This is a genomic window from Micromonospora sp. WMMA1996, from assembly GCF_002573675.1.
Lineage (GTDB): Bacteria > Actinomycetota > Actinomycetes > Mycobacteriales > Micromonosporaceae > Micromonospora > Micromonospora sediminicola.
Genome location: NZ_PDHU01000001.1, coordinates 3,269,643 through 3,287,203 on the forward strand (window position 1 = coordinate 3,269,643; position 17,561 = coordinate 3,287,203).

20 protein-coding genes are annotated in these 17,561 nt (G+C 74.1%); 6 read left to right on the forward strand and 14 right to left on the reverse strand.

What is annotated here, in order from left to right; genetic code table 11:
• Nucleotides 1-253 precede the first annotated feature (253 nt).
• From COO58_RS14930 to thrS, 4 genes are all read right to left on the reverse strand, one after another.
• A complete protein-coding gene (locus COO58_RS14930; RefSeq protein WP_098745393.1) occupies nt 254-1,312 on the reverse strand; it encodes an aldo/keto reductase in 1,059 nt (352 codons plus the stop codon).
• A 480-nt stretch (nt 1,313-1,792) separates the two neighbouring features.
• Nucleotides 1,793-2,428: a hypothetical protein gene (locus COO58_RS14935; protein ID WP_098746370.1), complete on the reverse strand. Its 636-nt coding sequence runs from the start codon at nt 2,426-2,428 to the stop codon at nt 1,793-1,795.
• Nucleotides 2,429-2,460: 32 nt separating this feature from the next.
• The gene (locus tag COO58_RS14940) at nt 2,461-3,018 is read right to left on the reverse strand and encodes an HIT domain-containing protein (RefSeq protein ID WP_091578242.1); all 558 of its coding nucleotides are present in this window, start codon (nt 3,016-3,018) and stop codon (nt 2,461-2,463) included.
• A gap of 10 nt (nt 3,019-3,028) precedes the next feature.
• Entirely contained in the window at nt 3,029-5,062 is a 2,034-nt protein-coding gene (gene thrS / locus COO58_RS14945; protein ID WP_091578245.1) for a threonine--tRNA ligase, read from the reverse strand.
• 199 nt (nt 5,063-5,261) lie between these two features.
• Between thrS and COO58_RS14950 the strand changes: the two genes are divergently transcribed.
• Nucleotides 5,262-6,164, forward strand: coding sequence for a DUF1775 domain-containing protein (locus tag COO58_RS14950; protein ID WP_098745394.1), 903 nt, complete (start codon nt 5,262-5,264; stop codon nt 6,162-6,164).
• Between the two features lie 137 nt (nt 6,165-6,301).
• Here COO58_RS14950 and COO58_RS14955 read toward each other — a convergent pair whose 3' ends face one another.
• Nucleotides 6,302-7,231 carry an ADP-ribosylglycohydrolase family protein gene (locus COO58_RS14955; protein ID WP_098745395.1) on the reverse strand — a complete coding sequence of 310 codons (930 nt, stop codon included), beginning with the start codon at nt 7,229-7,231 and terminating at the stop codon, nt 6,302-6,304.
• Nucleotides 7,232-7,304: 73 nt separating this feature from the next.
• Between COO58_RS14955 and COO58_RS14960 the strand changes: the two genes are divergently transcribed.
• From COO58_RS14960 to COO58_RS14970, 3 genes are all read left to right on the forward strand, one after another.
• Nucleotides 7,305-7,994, forward strand: a complete 690-nt coding sequence (locus COO58_RS14960; protein WP_018784999.1) for a response regulator transcription factor — start codon at nt 7,305-7,307, stop codon at nt 7,992-7,994.
• A gap of 29 nt (nt 7,995-8,023) precedes the next feature.
• Complete coding sequence (locus COO58_RS14965) at nt 8,024-9,412, forward strand: HAMP domain-containing sensor histidine kinase (protein WP_176558814.1); 1,389 nt, start codon at nt 8,024-8,026, stop codon at nt 9,410-9,412.
• A 229-nt stretch (nt 9,413-9,641) separates the two neighbouring features.
• Nucleotides 9,642-9,971 (forward strand): hypothetical protein, encoded by a 330-nt coding sequence (locus COO58_RS14970; RefSeq protein ID WP_141561898.1) that lies wholly within the window; start codon nt 9,642-9,644, stop codon nt 9,969-9,971.
• On the opposite strand, the gene COO58_RS14975 is transcribed toward COO58_RS14970, so the two are convergent.
• Together COO58_RS14975 and COO58_RS14980 are read right to left on the reverse strand one after the other, a co-directional pair.
• Complete coding sequence (locus tag COO58_RS14975) at nt 9,928-10,953, reverse strand: adenosine deaminase (protein ID WP_098745398.1); 1,026 nt, start codon at nt 10,951-10,953, stop codon at nt 9,928-9,930. The genes COO58_RS14970 and COO58_RS14975 overlap by 44 nt on opposite strands.
• Nucleotides 10,950-11,741, reverse strand: coding sequence for a trans-aconitate 2-methyltransferase (locus tag COO58_RS14980; protein ID WP_091578259.1), 792 nt, complete (start codon nt 11,739-11,741; stop codon nt 10,950-10,952). The genes COO58_RS14975 and COO58_RS14980 overlap by 4 nt, the downstream gene beginning before the upstream one ends.
• Nucleotides 11,742-11,826: 85 nt before the next feature.
• Between COO58_RS14980 and COO58_RS14985 the strand changes: the two genes are divergently transcribed.
• Together COO58_RS14985 and COO58_RS14990 are read left to right on the forward strand one after the other, a co-directional pair.
• Nucleotides 11,827-12,810, forward strand: a complete 984-nt coding sequence (locus COO58_RS14985) for an aldo/keto reductase (protein ID WP_091578262.1) — start codon at nt 11,827-11,829, stop codon at nt 12,808-12,810.
• Nucleotides 12,811-12,898: 88 nt separating this feature from the next.
• A complete protein-coding gene (locus tag COO58_RS14990) occupies nt 12,899-13,090 on the forward strand; it encodes a hypothetical protein (protein ID WP_098745400.1) in 192 nt (63 codons plus the stop codon).
• A gap of 88 nt (nt 13,091-13,178) precedes the next feature.
• Here COO58_RS14990 and COO58_RS14995 read toward each other — a convergent pair whose 3' ends face one another.
• The 7 genes from COO58_RS14995 to COO58_RS15025 form a co-directional block, all read right to left on the reverse strand.
• Entirely contained in the window at nt 13,179-13,382 is a 204-nt protein-coding gene (locus COO58_RS14995; RefSeq protein WP_007075740.1) for a cold-shock protein, read from the reverse strand.
• Nucleotides 13,383-13,669: 287 nt separating this feature from the next.
• Entirely contained in the window at nt 13,670-13,942 is a 273-nt protein-coding gene (locus COO58_RS15000; RefSeq protein WP_091578268.1) for a DUF4235 domain-containing protein, read from the reverse strand.
• Nucleotides 13,939-14,280, reverse strand: coding sequence for a DUF3618 domain-containing protein (locus tag COO58_RS15005; RefSeq protein ID WP_091578270.1), 342 nt, complete (start codon nt 14,278-14,280; stop codon nt 13,939-13,941). Before COO58_RS15005 ends, COO58_RS15000 begins: the two co-directional genes overlap by 4 nt.
• Complete coding sequence (locus COO58_RS15010) at nt 14,277-14,711, reverse strand: phage holin family protein (RefSeq protein ID WP_043325014.1); 435 nt, start codon at nt 14,709-14,711, stop codon at nt 14,277-14,279. Before COO58_RS15010 ends, COO58_RS15005 begins: the two co-directional genes overlap by 4 nt.
• Nucleotides 14,712-14,994: 283 nt before the next feature.
• Nucleotides 14,995-16,191, reverse strand: a complete 1,197-nt coding sequence (locus COO58_RS15015) for a mechanosensitive ion channel family protein (RefSeq protein ID WP_091578273.1) — start codon at nt 16,189-16,191, stop codon at nt 14,995-14,997.
• A gap of 76 nt (nt 16,192-16,267) precedes the next feature.
• Nucleotides 16,268-17,089 (reverse strand): DUF1206 domain-containing protein, encoded by an 822-nt coding sequence (locus COO58_RS15020; protein ID WP_098745401.1) that lies wholly within the window; start codon nt 17,087-17,089, stop codon nt 16,268-16,270.
• Between the two features lie 66 nt (nt 17,090-17,155).
• Nucleotides 17,156-17,521 carry a hypothetical protein gene (locus COO58_RS15025; RefSeq protein ID WP_091578278.1) on the reverse strand — a complete coding sequence of 122 codons (366 nt, stop codon included), beginning with the start codon at nt 17,519-17,521 and terminating at the stop codon, nt 17,156-17,158.
• Nucleotides 17,522-17,561 lie beyond the last annotated feature (40 nt).

The following is a 17,561-nucleotide window of genomic DNA, read 5'->3' on the forward strand; positions in this document are numbered from 1 at the left end:
CGCACGCGCGATCGGCACATGGCGCGATCGACTTCCGCGCGATCAGCTTCGGCGCAGTCGCTTCGGCGCAGGGCCGCCATCGATTGGGCGCATCGGCTGCGGCGCGATCGGCTCGCGAGGCGGTCGGCTCACGAAGGCGGTCGGCTCACGAAGGCGGTCGGCTCGCGACGGCGGTCGGCTCACGAAGGCGGTCGGCGCGGGTGATCGGTGCTGCGGGGGCGGCCGGTGCCGGGGGGCGGGTGCGGGGGCCTGGTCAGGGGCGCGCGGAGGGGACGGGGGGCATCGGCCAGTGGGGGCGGTCGGCGTCGCGGAGGGCGGCCGAGCGTACCGCCGCCAGTTGCCGCTCCACCTCGGCGAAGTGGTCCGGCGCGAGCGGGCCCCAGGCCAGCGCGGCCGCGTTCTCCTCGACCTGGGCCACCGTGCGGGCGCCGGGGATCGGTACGGCCCGGTCGCTGCGCGCCCAGATCCACCCGATCGCCCCCTGGGCCAGGGTCCGGCCGTCGGCGGTGAGCGCGTCCCGGACCCGGGCCACCCGGCGCAGCCACTCGGGGGCCGGCCGGCCGCTGCGGAACCACTCCAGCCAGGTCGGCCCGAGCCCGCGTACGTCGTCGCGGGGCAGCGTCGACTCCGGCGTGTACTTGCCGGTGAGCAGCCCCATTCCGAGCGGCCCCCGGGCCAGGCTGGCCAGGTCGTGCTTGTCGCAGGCGGCCAGCATGGCCGGGGCGTCCCGGAGCACCGACAGCGCGTGCTGCACGGCGGCGGCGCCGCGGGCGACCTGGGCGAAGGCCGCGGCCCGGTCGGCCCGGTCGGTGCTCCACCCGTACGCCCGGATCAGCCCGTCGGCGACCAGGTCGTCCAGCGTGCCGACCAGTGCCTCGGCGCGGGGCAGCGGCAGGTCGCCGAGGTGCAGCTGGTAGAGGTCGATCCGGTCGGTGTCCAGCCGGCGCAGCGAGTCGACCACCGCCCGGCGCAGGTACTGCGGCGAGGCGTTCTCCCCGGTGGCCTGCCGGGTCCGCTCGTCGAACGTGTAGCCCCACTTGGTGGCGATCACCGCCTGGTCGCGCCGGCCGGCGAGGGCCCGCCCGAGCACCCGCTCGCCGTGCCCGGCGCCGTAGGTGTCGGCGGTGTCGAAGAGCGTCACCCCGAGGTCGAGGGCGCGGCGGACGGCCCGCACCGACTCGTCGTCGTCGACCGCGCCCCAGCCCAGCGGCCGGGCGCCCTCGGCCCACGGGCCGCCGATCGCCCAGCACCCCATGCCGAGTGCGCTGACCTCGATGCCGCTGCGACCCAGCGGCCGCGTGCTGACTGCCATCGCCGAATCCTGTCACCTTCCCCGCACGCGTGGGCGGCTTCGTCACCCCGGGTGCCCGACCGCTGTCACCCTGCGTAACGGGAGAGGGAAAGCCTTTCGAGGAGAGCGATATACCGGAGAGTCATAATTATGACTCTCCGGTATATCGCTCTGGGGCGGTAGGTCCACGCTCCGGCCGGCAGGCCTGCCCGCGCGGGCAGGCCGATCACGCCGGGCCAGGCCGACCGAGCCGTGGCCAAGCCGACCAAGCCGGACCAGGCCACGCCAGGCCGGACCGCGCCACGCCCGGTCACGGCAAGAGCTGGACCACGCCACGCCCGGTCACGGCAAGAGCCGGACCGGGCAGGAGCCGGACCAGGCAAGAGCCGGACCAGGCAAGAGCCGGGCCAGGCAAGAGCCGGGGAAGCGCCCCGACGCCGGGGCCACCGACACGGGTCGGGATGCGACCGGTGACCCGAGACGGGCGAACCGGCCGGGACGTCAGCCGGCGTAGGCCAGCAGCACCGGGGCGTCCTGCCCCGGCCAGGCGCCGGTGAGCCGGCCCGCGACGGGCGCGCCGACGGCGTCGGTGTCGGCCGGGACGGGACGCCGGACCAGGGCCAGCTCGGCGCCCCCGGCCCGGATCAGGGTCGGGTCGCCGTCGACCACCGCGTCGGCCGGCCCGGCCGGCCACGTCCGGTCGGTGCGGCTGCCCGACACGGTCATGCTCGGCTCGCGTACCTGCCGTTCGCCGTCAACCTCGAAGTACTCCTGCGCCTGACCGGCGTCGGCGAGCACCGCGGCGGCCAGCGCCGGCGGGTAGACCGGGTCGCCGCACGCGTCGTACACCCAGCGACGTCCGAGCACGGAGTGTTCCACGGTGCCGACCAGGAACCGCTCCGCGCCGGCCAGCGGCGCGCCCCGGTAGGTCAGCGGCACCTGCAGCACCGGGCCCTCGCCGGCCCGCACGAGCAGCGTCTCCATGCCGACCTCGCCGGCCGGGTCGTCGAAGCGGTACGCCGCGACCCGGGTCACCGGGGCGCCGGCCGCGCCGGCGAACCAGGACCGGCCGGGCAGCCAGCCGACGAGCAGCTCCAGTTTCGAGGGGCGCAGTTCCGCGCGGTGCAGCAGGGCCATGCGCAAGATCGTACTGTCGGGGTGGGCCCCGGTCAGGCCGGCCACGCCTTGGCGAGCAGGTCCCGGGTGTCCGCGAGCAGCTGCGGCAGCACCTTGGTGCGGCCGATCACCGGCATGAAGTTCGCGTCGCCGCCCCAGCGCGGCACCACATGCTGGTGCAGGTGCGCGGCGATCCCCGCGCCGGCCACCCCGCCCTGGTTCATGCCCAGGTTGAACCCGTGCGCGCTGGACACGTGCCGGACCACCCGCATGGCGTCCTTGGTGAACACGGCCAGCTCGGCCGTCTCCGGCGCGTCGAGGTCGGTGTAGTCGGCCACGTGTCGGTAGGGGCAGACCAGCAGGTGCCCGGGGTTGTACGGATAGAGGTTGAGCACCGCGAAGACGTGCTCGCCCCGGGCGACCACCAGGCTCTCCTCCGGCGGCAGGCCGGGCGCCAGGCAGAACGGGCAGCCGGTCGGCTTCTCGTATCCGCCCTCGGGCCGGTCCTCGCCGGAGATGTAGGTCATCCGGTGCGGCGTCCAGAGGCGGTCCAGCCCGTCCGCCAGACCGCCGTCGCCGCCGTACCCGGTGTCCCGCTCCGCCCCTGTCACACCGGCGATCCTACGATCCGACCGCCTCCTCGGCGACGGCGGCGGTGGGCCCGCTGTTGGTGCGCGACTCGACGACCTCGCGGATGTGCGCCACCGCCTCGTCCAGCGGTACGCCGTTGCGCTGCGACCCGTCCCGGTAGCGGAACGACACGGTGCCGGCCGCCACGTCGTCGTCACCGGCGATGACCATGAACGGGATCTTCTGCTGCTGGGCGTTGCGGATCTTCTTCTGCATCCGGTCGTCGCCCAGGTCGACCTCGGCCCGGATCCCCTGCCGGCGCAGCGTCGCGGCGAAGTCCTCCAGGTAGTCGCCGTGGTCGTCGCGGATCGGGATGCCGACCACCTGCACCGGGGCGAGCCAGGCCGGGAACGCGCCCGCGTAGTGCTCGGTGAGCACGCCGATGAACCGCTCGATCGAGCCGAACTTGGCGCAGTGGATCATCACCGGCTGCTGCCGGGTGCCGTCGGCGGCCTGGTACTCCAGCCCGAAGCCCTTGGGCTGGTTGAAGTCGTACTGGATGGTCGACATCTGCCAGGTCCGGCCGATCGCGTCCTTGGCCTGCACCGAGATCTTCGGGCCGTAGAACGCCGCGCCGCCCGGGTCCGGCACCAGGTCCAGCCCGGTCTCCAGGGCGCACTGCTCCAGCACGGCGGTGGCGGTGGCCCAATCCTCGTCGGTGCCGACGAACTTGTCCGGCCGGCTGTCGTCCCGGGTGGACAGCTCCAGGTAGAAGTCGTCGATGCCGAAGTCACGCAGCAGGCTCAGCACGAACCCGAGCAGGTGCTTGATCTCCGCCGGCGCCTGCTCCTGGGTGCAGTAGGAGTGCGAGTCGTCCTGGGTGAAGCCGCGCACCCGGGTCAGACCGTGGATCACGCCCGACTTCTCGTACCGGTAGACCGACCCGAACTCGAACAACCGGATCGGCAGCTGCCGGTAGGAGCGCCCGCGCGACCGGTAGATCAGGTTGTGCATCGGGCAGTTCATCGCCTTGAGGTAGTAGTCGCTGCCCTCCATCTCCATCGGCGGGAACATCGTGTCCTTGTAGTAGGGCAGGTGTCCCGAGGTGTGGAAGAGACCTTCCTTGGAGATGTGCGGCGTCCCGACGTACTGGAAGCCCTCCTCGATGTGGCGGGTGCGGACGTAGTCCTCCATCACCCGCTTGAGCACCCCACCCTTGGGGTGGAAGACGGCCAGGCCGGAGCCGATCTCGTCGGGGAAGCTGAACAGGTCGAGGTCCGCACCGAGCTTGCGGTGGTCGCGCCGGGCGGCCTCCTCCAACAGCTTCAGGTACGCCTTCAGCTCGTCCCGGGTCGGCCACGCGGTGCCGTACACCCGCTGCAGCTGCGGGTTCTTCTCCGACCCCCGCCAGTACGCGGCGGCCGAGCGCATCAGCTTGAACGCGCCGATCAGCCGGGTGTTCGGCAGGTGCGGGCCACGGCACAGGTCCGACCAGCAGACCTTCTCCTCGTTGGCGGCGAGGTTGTCGTAGATGGTCAGCTCGCCGCCGCCCACCTCCATCACCTCGGAGGAGTCGAGCCCCTCGCCCTTGACCTCGATCAGCTCCAGCTTGAACGGCTCGGCGGCCAGCTCGGCGCGAGCCTCGTCGAGGCTGGAGAACCGGCGCCGGCGGAACCGCTGACCGGACTTGACGATCTCCTGCATGCGCTTCTCGAGCTTGGCCAGGTCCTCCGGCTGGAACGGCTTGCCGACCTGGAAGTCGTAGTAGAAGCCGTTCTCGATCGGCGGGCCGATGCCGAGCTTCGCCTCCGGGAAGACGTCCTGCACCGCCTGCGCCAGCACGTGCGCGGTCGAGTGACGCAGCACGTCCAACCCGTCCGGGGTGTCCAGCCCGACCGGCTCGACCGCCGTCTCCTCGGCCGGCTTCCAGTCCAGGTCGCGCAGCTGGCCCTGCGGGTCGCGGACCACCACGACCGCCTTCGGCCCGGTCGTGGGCAGGCCGGCCGCGGCCACCGCGTCGGCCGCCGTGGTCCCGGCGGCGACGACGACGGGGTCGGCCACGACGGGGGTACGGGGTGCGGACACGGTGACTCCTGTCGTCGAGGTACGGGTGGGCCGGTGACCGGCCCCTGCGATGCTATCGGTCGGCCGGAGCCCGGCCGACGCCGACGCCACGCCCGGACGACGAGTTGCGCGCGACGTTGAACCTTTCCGTCCTCCCGACCGAACTACCGGGTGGGGCCGGAGCCGGTACCGACCCCAGTCGAGAAGGATGGGGACGACCATGAGGATGACCCGTCAGGGCCGATGGGCGTCGGCGCTGCTGGCCGCCGCGCTCGCCGGGACGGTGGGTTGGCCGGGCGCCGCGAGCGCCGCCGCCGGGGTGACCGTCACGACCTCCCCCGGCGAGGTGCACCAGGGCGACGCGATCGAGCTGTCCGTGGTGGTGCCCGCGGACCGTCCCGGCACCCGGACCACCAAGATCGAGCTGACCATGCCCGCGGACGCCCCGATCGGCGAGGTCTATCCCCTGTCCGTGCCGGACTGGGCGCCGACGATCACCACCCGCACGCTGGAGCAGCCGGTCGCCGGCATCCACGCCTCCGAACTCAACCAGGTGACCCACGCGGTGACCTGGCTCCGGGTCCCCGGCGGCGGCACCGGGGCGGCCCGGCTGCCGCTCGGCATGGGCCCGATGCCCGCCACCGACCGGCTGGTCTTCACCGTGGTGCAGACGTACGCCGACGGCACGGTGGTGCGCTGGGCGGACCCGGCCGGCGGGGCGCACCCGGCGCCGACGGTCGCGCTGCTGCCGCCGCTGTCGGGCGCCGTCACGCACGGCGGGGACGCCGGTGCGGGCGGCGCGGCGCACGGGGGCCACGGCGCCGTCGGCGGCGGCCGGGACGGCGCGGCACCGGGCGGCGCGACCGCCGGAGGCCCGACCGCCGGAGCCACCGACGACGGGCCGAGCCCGGACCTGCTGCTCGGCGGCGGCCTGCTCGCCGGGCTGGCCGGCGGGGCCGCGATCGGCTGGCTGCTCAGCCGCCGCCGGCGCGGCGCGCTGACCCTGCCGCCCGACACCGCCGACTCCCCCGCCCCGGCCACCGACCGCGACGCCGACCCCGCGACCGACGCCCCGGCCTCCGGCGAGCCCGTCACCGCAGGCGCCCCGGGCCGGCGCTCCTGACCGCCGTCCCGAACCACCACACGATCCCCACAACCGAAACCAGCCGTCCACCATGCCGGAACGCTGGAGATCTTAAGACGAAGGCGCCCCCAGGGTGGCCGTCTCGTACCAAGATCTTGAACTCGCCGGGGGCGGGGTCAGGTGGGGGCGGTGAGCCAGGGGGGCAGGGGCTCGCGGGCGGTGAGCCAGCCCTCGGGTACGCCGCCGGGCGTGCCGACGCCGGTGTGGGCGGCGACGATTCCGCCGACGATCGCGGCCGTGGTGTCGACGTCACCGCCGGCCTCCACACAGACGCGGATCGCGGCCGGGTAGTCGTGCAGCAGAGTGGCCGCGACCCAGAGCGTGAACGGGACGGTGTCCTGTGCGGTGACCCGCGATCCGTTGCCCAGCGCCTCGACCACCTCGGCGGCGGGGCGACCCAGCAGCGCGGCGGCCCGGCGTACGCCCTGGTGCACCTCGCCGGCTGGATCCAGCGCGCCGGCCACGACGCTGAGCAGCCGGGCCGGCTCGGGCCGGACGCCGTCGAGTCGGGCGCGGGCGGCCAGCGAGGCGGCCACCGCCACCGCCACCGCCCCGGCGACGCCCTCGGGATGGGCGTGGGTCACCTCGGCGCAGGCGTGGGCCTGCTCGGCGGCGCGTCGAATGGAGTCGGCGTGCCAGGCGCCGAGCGGGGCGACCCGCATGGCCGCGCCGTTGCCGCAGGAGCCCTGACCGTCGAACGCCGACGCGGCGGCCACCGGCCACGGAGTGCCGGTGCGGATCAACCGCAGGATCGTCACCGCGCCCGGCCCGTAGCCCCGGTACGGCTCGCACCGCTGCGCGAACGCCAGCGCCAACCGGTCCCGGTCGATCCGGCTGGCGGCGGCCAGCTCGGCCACCACCGAGCAGGCCATCTCGGTGTCGTCGGTCCACTCCCACGGCGGCGCGGGCAGTCGTCCCTCGGCGAGGTCGGCCGGGCGCCGGCCGGGGACGAAGAACCGGGAGCCGAGCGCGTCCCCCACCGACAGGCCGGCCAGCGCGTCGCGGGCAAGCGTCAGGCGGGTGTCGGGGAAGAGGGTGAACGTCATCGTCGTCCCAGCTTGCCCGGTTCCCCGGACCGCCGCAACGCGATCGACTTGCCACGCCGAGTACGGTGCTGACGTGGCAACCGTCCTGCTGGTCGAAGACGACCACGTCGTCCGTGGCGCGATGCTGCGGTCGCTGACGGACCGGGGGCACGCGGTGCACGCCGTCGGCACGGCGCTGGACGCCCTGCGCCGGGTGGCGGCGGAGACGCCCGACCTGGTGGTGCTCGACCTGGGCCTGCCGGACCTGGACGGATCGGACGCGCTGCGCATGTTGCGCGGCATCACCGACGTGCCGATCATCATCGCCACCGCCCGCGACGACGAGCAGTCGGTGGTCCGGCTGCTGCGGGCCGGCGCGGACGACTACATGGTCAAGCCGTTCACCGGCGCCCACCTGGACGCCCGGATCACCACCGTGCTGCGCCGGGCCGGCCGGGCCAGCCGTACCGTGCAACCGGCCGTGCACACCGTCGGCGGCCTGCGGGTGGACGTGGGTGAGCGCAGCGCGGTGCTGGACGGGGAGTCCCTGGCCCTGACCCGCAAGGAATTCGACCTGCTGGCGTATCTCGCCGCGCGTCCCGGCCGGGTAGTGTCCCGGCGGGAACTCTTGGAGGAGGTATGGCGGCAGCCATCGGTCGGCGAGGACCAGACCATCGACGTTCACCTGTACTGGCTCCGCCGCAAAATGGGCGAGTCCGCGGCGAAGCCGCGTTACCTGCGCACCGTGCGGGGGGTCGGCTTCCGGCTGGTGGCGCCGGACTGAGGCCGGCGCTGGCCTGGCTCACCGCCGGTATGTGCAGCCTGGTCGCGTTCGCCTTCCTCATCCCGCTCGGGATCAGCCTCTCCGACCAGTCGCGCGAGGAGAAGCTGGCCGACGCGGCCCGCCGGAGCGCGCTGGTCACCGGCGCGCTGGCGGTCAGCACCGATCCCGAGGTGGTCAAACGGGCGGTGGCGGCCAGCGGTGACGATCCCGCGCTGCGGCCGGTCGTGCACGGCATCGGGGCCGACGAGTCGGCCGGTCGGGCCGACCCGGACGCGCTGACCGACGCCGCCGCGCAGCGGCGCTCGGTGGTGTCCGAGGTGGACGGCGGGGTGCTGCGGCTGGACCCGGTGGTGCTCGGTGACCGGGTGGCCGTGGTGGAGGTCTTCATACCCGACGAGGTGCTCGACGCGGGCGCCGGCGGCCGGTGGCTGCTGCTGCTCGCGGTGGCGCTGGCCCTGGTCGGCGCGGCGGTGGTCGTGGTCGACCGGGTCGCGGCCCGGGCCGTGGACGCCACCGGCGACCTGGTCAAGGCGGCGCTCGCGGTGGGCGACGGCGAGCTGGGGGTACGCGTCGAGCCCACCGGCCCGCGGGAGCTGGCCGAGGCGGGGCACGCGTTCAACCGGATGGCGGAGCGGCTGGTGGCGCTGCGCGCCGACGAGCACGAACTGGTCGCCGACCTGTCGCACCGGCTGCGGACGCCGCTGACCGCGTTGCGGCTGGACGCGGAGGCGTTGGAGTCGGACGACACCAGCATCGGCACGTTCAGCGAGGCGGAACTGGACCGGCGGCGCGGCATCCGGCGGATCCGGCAGGCCATCGTGACGCTGGAGGGCGAGGTCGACCAGCTGATCAAGACGACCCGCAAGGCGGTCAGCCAGGAGACGGCGCCGGCGTCCTGCGACGTCAGCGAGGTGGTCCGGGACCGGATGGTCTTCTGGTCGGCGCTGGCCGGTGACCAGAACCGTCCGCACCGGGTGGTCGGGGCGCAGTTGCGCATCCCCGCGCCGGTGCCCCGGGCCGAGTTGGCCGCCGCGCTGGACGCGGTGATCGGCAACGTGTTCCGCTACACCCCGCAGGGCACCGCGTTCGAGGTGGCGGTGAGCCGCCGGGACGGTTGGGTGGCGATCCGGATCGACGACGCCGGGCCGGGCATCGCCAACCCGGACCGGGCGCTGCGCCGGGGTGAGAGCGACCAGGGCTCGACCGGGTTGGGGCTGGACATCGCCAAGCGGGTCGCGTTGCAGGCCAACGGTTCGGTGAGCATCGACCGGGCCCGGCTCGGCGGGGCCAGCGTGGTGATGCTGCTGGCCGATCCGGACGCGGCGCCCCGGCAGGTCAACCGGTTCGGCCTGGTCGGCCGGATGGCCCGGGAGGCCCGCGAACCGCGCGCCGGGCGGCGCTGGCCGCGCCCGCGCTGACCGGTGGCTGTGGGCCGGCGCAAGTTCTCCTTAGGAGTGTTTTAACGACCGCCACAAACCCGCCGCGGACTGCCAGGATCAGGACAGAACCCATCAGTTCCGTCGGCCGGGACGCCCCGTAACACCTTCCGGCCGGCGGATCCGTGCGCGCGGCGGGAGTCCGGTCCCCCCACACCTCGCTCCCGTCGCGCGCCGCTCTCCCGTCGAGCCGGGCGTTGAGGTGACCGTCATGACCCCGACCGTCAGCCGTCTGCTCCGCTGGGCCGCCGTGATCGGCCTCGGCATCGCGCTCACGCTCGCCGCCTGGCAGGACCCGGTGCTCGCGCACGGCCCCGGCCGGTCCACGACGGCCGGACCCGGACCCGCCGCCGCGCTGACCGTCCTGACCGCGCTCGCGCTCGCACCGACGGTCCGCCGGTTCTCCCGGCGCGGGACGCCGGCCGGACCCGGGCTGGTCCTGGCCGCCCGACGCCGACCGCCCCGCCTGTCCCGGCGGCCGGCGCCCGCGCGACCGCTCAGCGCGCCGCGCTCACCCGGTACGCGTCGATCTCGGCGTTGATCCGGGCCTGCTCGGCCGGCTCGAGGAACGCGGCGGCGACCGCGTCGCGGGCCAGCGCGGCGACCCCGTCCGGGTCGAGCCTCAGCAGGCGGGCGGCCACCGCGTACTCGTCGTTGAGCGTGGTGCCGAACATCGGCGGGTCGTCGGAGTTGATGCTGACCGGCACGCCGGCGGCGACCAGCTGCGGCAGCGGGTGCTCGTCGAGGCTGGCCACCGCCCGGGTCCGCACGTTGGAGGTGGGGCAGACCTCCAGCGGGATCCGCCGCTCGGCGAGGTGGGCCAGCAGCGCCGGGTCGAGCACGGCGGAGATGCCGTGGCCGATCCGCTCGGCGCCCAGCTCGCGCAGCGCGTCCCAGATCGTCTCCGGGCCGGTGGTCTCGCCGGCGTGCGGCACCGACCGCAGCCCGGCCGCGCGGGCCTGGTCGAAGTACGGCTTGAACTGGGGCCGGGGCACGCCGATCTCGGGGCCGCCGAGGCCGAAGCTGATCAGCCCGTCCGGCCGCTGGTCGAGGGCGATCCGCAGGGTCTGCTCGGCGGCGGGCAGCCCGGCCTCGCCGGGGATGTCGAAGCACCAGCGCAGCGCGATGCCGAAGTCGGCCTCGGCCCGCTTGCGGGCGTCCTCGATCGCCTCGCAGAACGCCTCCGCCGGGATGCCCCGGTGCACGTGCGAGTAGGGGGTGACGGTCAGCTCCGCGTACCGGACCTGCTGGCGGGCCAGCTCCCGGGCCACCTCGTGGGTGAGCAGCCAGACGTCGTCGGCGTCGCGGATCAGGTCCACCACGCTCAGGTAGACCTCGATGAAGTGGGCGAAGTCGCGGAACGCGAAGTAGTCGGCGAGCGCCTCCGGGTCGGCCGGGACGGGGCTGCGCCCCTCGTGGCGGGCGGCCAGCTCGGCCACGATCCGGGGCGAGGCGGAGCCGACGTGGTGCACGTGCAGCTCCACCTTGGGCAGTCCGGCGATGAAGGTGGGCAGGTCGGTCACGGGTTCTCCTCTGCGCGGGCGCCGGTGCGGGCCACCACGAAGATCCGGCGGAACGGGAAGTACACCTGACCCTGCCGTACCGGGTACGCCTCGGCGAGGCGTACCCCCAGCTCGGTGCGGAAGTCGGCCCAGTCGGCGGCGGCCAGGGCGGCGCGGACCGGACGCAGTGCCGTGCCCTCCATCCAGGCCAGCACCGGGTGGTCCGCGCCGTCGGCCGGCAGCAGGTGCACGTAGGTAGTCTCCCAGGCGTCCACCGCGCAGCCCGCGCCGGTCAGCAGCGTGGCGTAGTCGACCGGGTCGCCCACCGGAGCCTCCCGCAGCAGCCCGGCGAGCCGGTCGCGCCACCGGTCCCGGCCGGCGACCTCGCGCAACGCCCGGTGCGACGGCGCGGCGAAGTTGCCCGGCACCTGGAACGCCAGCCACGCGCCCGACGGCAGGTCGGCGGCCCACCGGGTGAGCAGCTCGCGGTGGCCGGGCACCCACTGGAGCACCGCGTTGGCGACCAGCACGTCCACGTCCGGCTCCGGCCGCCAGTCGCGGACGTCGCCCACCGCGAAGGCGACCGGGGCGCCCAGGGACCCGGCCCGGTCGATCATCTCGGGCGACGAGTCCAGGCCGGCCAGCCGGCTGCCGGACCAGCGGTCGGCGAGCGTGGCGGTGAGCGTGCCGGGACCGCAGCCGAGGTCGACGACCGCGCGGGGGCGCTCCGCGCCGACCCGGGCCAGCAGGTCGTGGAAGGGACGGGAGCGTTCGTCGCCGTAGCGCAGGTAGGTGCGCGGATCCCACATGGCAGCCTCCTAAACCGTACGTACGTCTTGTTTGACGGTACGGCCCGACGGGCGCGACGGCAACCCGCTGACTAGGCTCGACCGGGTGGAACAGCGCAGCTTCGACCGGCTCGGCCGGCACGTCGGCATCATCGGACTCGGCGCCTGGCAGCTCGGCGCCGACTGGGGCGAGGTCAGCGAGGGCGCGGCGCTCGACGTGCTGACCGCCGCGGTCGACGCCGGCGTCACCTTCCTGGACACCGCCGACGTCTACGGCGACGGCCGCAGCGAGCAGTTGATCGGCCGGTTCCTGCGCTCGCGGCCCGGGCACGGGCTGACCGTGGCCACCAAGATGGGCCGGCGGGTGCCGCAGACGCCGGAGGCGTACACAGTGGACAACTTCCGGGCGTGGACCGACCGGTCCCGGGCCAACCTGGGCGTCGACACGCTCGACCTGGTGCAGCTGCACTGCCCGCCCACCGCGGTCTTCGCCGACGACCGCGTCTTCGACGCGCTGGACACGCTGGTCGCCGAGGGGCGCGTCGCCGGCTACGGGGTCAGCGTGGAGACCTCCGAACAGGCGCTCACCGCGATCGCCCGGCCCGGCGTGGCCAGCGTGCAGATCATCCTCAACGCGGTCCGGCACAAGCCGCTGGAGCGGGTGCTGCCGGCCGCCGCGGCGGCCGGGGTGGGCATCATCGCCCGGGTGCCGCTGGCCAGCGGCCTGCTCTCCGGCCGGTACGACGAGCAGACCACGTTCCCGGAGAACGACCACCGGACCTTCAACCGGCACGGCGAGGCCTTCGACGTCGGCGAGACGTTCTCCGGCGTCGACTACGACAGCGGCCTCGCCGCCGTACGCCGGCTCGCGCCGCTGGTCGGCGACGACCGGACGATGGCCCAGTTCGCCCTGCGCTGGGTCCTCGACCAGCCCGGCGTGACCGTGGTGATCCCCGGCGCCCGCTCGGCCGAGCAGGCGCGGCGCAACGCCGAGGCCGCCGGCCAGCCGGCACTGACCGACGTGGAGCTCGCGGCCGTGCGGGCCACCTACGACGAGCTGATCCGGCCGCAGGTGCACGACCGGTGGTGACCCCGACGGCGGGCCCGGCCGGCGCGGCGCCGTCGATGGTCGGCGTCACCGGGCATGCTGGACCGGGGCGGACGTCGGAGGGGGCGCGATGAGGGGTTGGTTCCGGCTCACCATGGGGCTGCTGGCCGTGGTGCTCGGTGCGCTCTGGACCGTGCTGGGCCTCGGCCACGTCGAGGGCAGCGCGCTGTCCGACCAGCGGGTCTGGGCGCTGGTCGGGCCGGCGACCGTCCTGGTCGGACTCGTCGCGCTCTGGTTCGGCATGCGGGCCCGGCGCCGCTGAGTCCCCGGTCGGGACAGGGAGAAGCCCCGCCTCCCGTGCGGGATGCGGGGCTTCGCGCGCCGACCGGCGTGGCCGGTGCGGTGTCAGCTCAGATGGGGCGGACCTGCTCGGCCTGCGGACCCTTCTGACCCTGGGCGATCTCGAACTCCACCCGCTGGTTCTCCTCCAGCGTGCGGTAGCCGCTGGTCTGGATGGCCGAGAAGTGGACGAACACGTCAGCACCCCCGCCGTCGACGGTGATGAAGCCGAAGCCCTTGTCAGCGTTGAACCACTTCACGGTTCCCTGCGCCATGTGTATCTCCTTCTAAAACTGGCGGCCGAGCACGCCGTGCGGCCGATTGGCCGTTTTCGAGCAGCGGCGCCTGAGGCGGCCCCCACGGAGGAGACTTCTCTCAACCCACGCGTCTCTCAACAGCGTGAGAAAGCAAACCACGTACGCAAAAACTCTGCACAGCCTAACCGACGAAATTCTCCGACATGTGACCTGAAGGTTGCGCGCAGACCGCCCGGGCGGCCCGCCACGCATACGCGAAAGGCCCCTTTCCCACACCCGGGAAAGGGGCCTTCAGCTGCTCAGGGTCAGTCCGGCCAGTGGCCGGTCAGCCGACGGACGCCGACCGCGCCGCCGCGGTCCACCGCCGCCCGGACCGCCGAGAAGATCGCGCCCTGCAGGGCCGCGGCGGCCAGGACCTCGCCCCAGCCGCGCTCCTCGTCGGTGGCGCTGGGGGCGTCGTCGTCGCCCGCCGCCAGCTTCCACACCTGCCGGAAGACCATGCCGGCGACCGCACCGGCGGCCAGGCCGAGCAGGACCCCCACCGGCTTGTACGCCGCCTTGCCGATCTTGCCGCTCACCTGCGCCTCCCTCGGACGATCGCCAGCACCACCACGGTCACCACGGCGCCGGCCGCGATGGCCGCCCACGGCAACGGGTTGCGCCCGACCGCCCCACCCTTCTCGTACGCCTGCGCCCGGACCAGCCGGGCCCGCTCCGCCGCGCGCCCGCGCACCCGGGCCGCGGTCAGCGCCGCCTGCTCGCGCATCCGCGCCTTCGCCTGCTCGGCGGAGTGCCGCACCAGCGCCTTCGGATCGGCCCTGGCGGCGAGCAGCTCCATCGTCTCACCGAGTTCCACCCGGGTCCGGCGGATCTCCTCACGGAGCGCCGCCACGTCCCCGGTCCCGTTGCCGGTCATGCCCGCCTCCCGTCCTTCACCGCGGCGGTGACCGTGTCGACGTCGGCCCGAACACTGCGGACCGCCGCCTCCGGCACCGGCGGGACGGCACGGCTGACCTGCTTCTTGCCCACGAGCGCCAGGATCCCGGCGAGCAGGAACAGCGCCACCGCCACGATCAGGGCGGCCAGCCACGCCGGCATGACCAGCGCCAGCAGCAGGATCACGGTGGCGACCAGCGCGCCGGCGCCGTAGAGGGCCATCACCCCGCCGCCGCCGAACAGACCAATCCCGATCCCGGCGTGCTTGCCCTTCTGGGTCAGCTCCGCGCGGGCCAGCGCCAGTTCGTCCCGTACCAGGCGGGTGACCTGCTCGGTGGCCCGTTGCACCAGTTCCGCGGTGGACGGCTCGTTCCCGGTCCGGGACGTGCTGCGACTCGCGACGTCAGCCATGCTGTCCTCCTTTCATCATCACCGCGCTGTATGCCCGGAGTCGCCGCCCGTCAATCCTGCGCGGGGCGGCCGGTCGGCCCGGCCGCCCGCCACCGGGCCCGGCGTGGCCGGAGTCCGGGGCGTGCGCAGCAGGTCCCCCGGAACGGGCCGGTCAAACCCGGCACCGGTGGTGAACCCGTCCGGCAGGCACAACGCGCCGTGCCGCGCCGGGGTCACGACCCGCCGACGCGCGGAGCCCCCGGCCACGCCGGAGGGCGGCCGGGGGCTCCGATCGGGTACGCGGTCAGCGACGCGCCTCGGCGTGGTCCTCCCGACCCACGAACACCTCGCTGCGGGCCTCGCCGTCGTCGCTGCCGCCGAAGACGCGCGCGTCGTCGGGGGCCTCGGTGTCGGCCGTGCGGCGCACCGGGCGGCGCGGCTGCACCGACTGCCAGGGAAGCGGGCCGGTGGCGTCGCCCACCTCGGTGCGCAGCCGGGGCAGGGCGGTCGGGCGGTGGTCGCGTACCCAGGTCACCAGGTGCTCGCGGACCAGGCAGCGCAGGTCCCAGAGGCTGCCGGCGTCGGCGGCGCTGACCAGCGCCCGGACCTTCACCGTCCCGCCGGTGGCGTCGGTCACCTGGAGCACGCAGACCCGGCCGTCCCACAGCTCGGTGCCCTCGCAGAGCCGCCGCAGCTCCTCCCGCATGGCCTGCACCGGAACGGCCCAGTCGAGGTCGAACTCGGCGGTGCCGAGCACCGCCGCCTCGGTGCGGGTCCAGTTCTGGAACGGCTTGCTGGTGAAGTAGGAGGTGGGCAGGATCAGCCGGCGGTCGTCCCAGATCTGCACCACCACGTAGCTGAGCGTCAGCTCCTCGATCCGGCCCCACTCCCCCTCGACCACCACCACGTCGTCGAGGCGGACCGCGTCGCTGAACGCGAGCTGCAGGCCGGCGAAGACGTTGCCTAGCAGGCTCTGCGCGGCCAGCGCGGCGACGACACCGACCACACCGGCGGAGGTCAGCACGCCCGCGCCGACACCGCGTACGGCCGGGAAGGTCATCAGCATCACGCCGACCGCGAGGATCACGATCACCGCGATGGTGAGCCGGCGTAGCAGCACCACCTGGGTGCGGACGCGCCGGGCGTGCCGGTTGTTCGGCACGTCCACCCGGAACCGGGCCAGCGCGGTGTCCTCGGCCACCACGAGCAGCGAGGCCACCAGCCAGGCGGTGGCCGCGATCATGGCCAGGACCAGGGTGTGCAGGACGAACTGCCGCCACGGGCTGCCCACCGCGTAGAGCGTGGAGAACCGGACCGCGATCTGCACGGCGACCACTGTCGCGGCGACCTGGAACGAGCGGTGCGAGTGCTCGGTCAGCTCGGTCATCAGCAGCGACCGGCGGCCGAGCCGCCGGGTGACCCGGTGCACCACCTGGACCAGCACCAACGCGACCGCCGCCGCGGCGAGCGCGGCGGCGACGGTCACGAGATAACTCTGCACGGATCTCTCTCCCTCCGCCCGGACGGGAATCGGGCAAAGGCCCAATGGTGCCCGGCGGTCCGGATATCGACCAGGTTCAGACCTTGCGATACCGGGACTGGAAGAAGCAGTAGACGCCGAACGCGGCGATGCCGAGCGCCATCAGCGCCAGCAGCCACGGCCCGTACGGCTGGTCGCGCAGCGTCCGCAGGGCGGCGTCGAGGCCGCGCGCCTTCTCCGGGTCGTACTTCACGGCGGCGACCACGATGAGCAGGCCGGCGATGGCGAAGACCGCGCCCCGGGCGGCGTAGCCGACCATGCCGAGGCGGCGGGTCAGCTGGCGGGTCTTCGGGCTCATCTCGCCGGTCTTGAGGTTGCGCTCGAACTTCTTCTTCAGGCCGTAGATCACCATGCCGATGCCGACCGCGGCGAGCACCAGACCGGCCAGGCCGACCAGCCAGCGGCCGCCGTCGGAGGCCATCAGCTTCTCGGTGAGCTGCTGCTGCTGGTTGGAGGAGTTGGAGCTGGCGTCCTGCACGACCTTGATCGCGGTCCAGCCCAGCCAGACGAAGACGATCACGCGGACGACCGAGGCGATCCGCTCGAAGGTCCGCTCCTTGCCGGTCCTGGACTGGTGCCCGACCAGCGCCTCGGAGGCCTGCCAGATCGCCATGGCGAAGAGGCCGATCGCGATCACGACCAGGAGGAACTTGCCGAGCGGCTGCTCGCCGAGGGTGCGCAGGGCACCGTTCTGGTTGCCCTCCTCGCCGGAGTTGCCGAAGGCGATCTGCAACGCCAACCAGCCGAAGAGGAGGTGCACGATCCCGTAGCCGATGAAACCGGCGCGGGTCAACAGTTCGAGCCACCTGCTGTTCTTGGCCTGGGCGGCGGTGGCTCCGGCGTTCCGGGTGAGAGACATGCGCCCTCAATCTCCCGGCGGGCGGTTTTCCAAACGTGGCCGCCCGCCGGCGCGGGCCGATAGCGATCAGCCGTTGGGGTTGCGCGCCACCCGCAGCACGACGTTCTGGTCGGTGACGCTGTCCAGGCTGACCTGGAAGCCGCCGACCTCGGTGGCCTGCTGGCCGGTGGTGAGCGAGAGCTGCTCACCGGCCACCTCGACGGTGACCTGGTCGTCCTGGGTGCCGATGAGCTTGGCCTCGACGCCGAGGATGGTGGCGCTGGCGTCCACGCCCCGGTCGAAGGTGATGGTGCAGGCGTCCAGGCCGCAGTCGGTGTCGGCGCCGTTCGAGCTGCAACCGGCGAGCAGCGCGGCGCCGAGGGCGAGACCGGCGAGCATCCCGGCGGCGCGTCGGGCGGGGGTCAGGGCGGAAGTGGCGCGTCGGTTCGTCACCTCCCCAAGGGTACGTGGCTCCCACCACCACCCGGTCGGG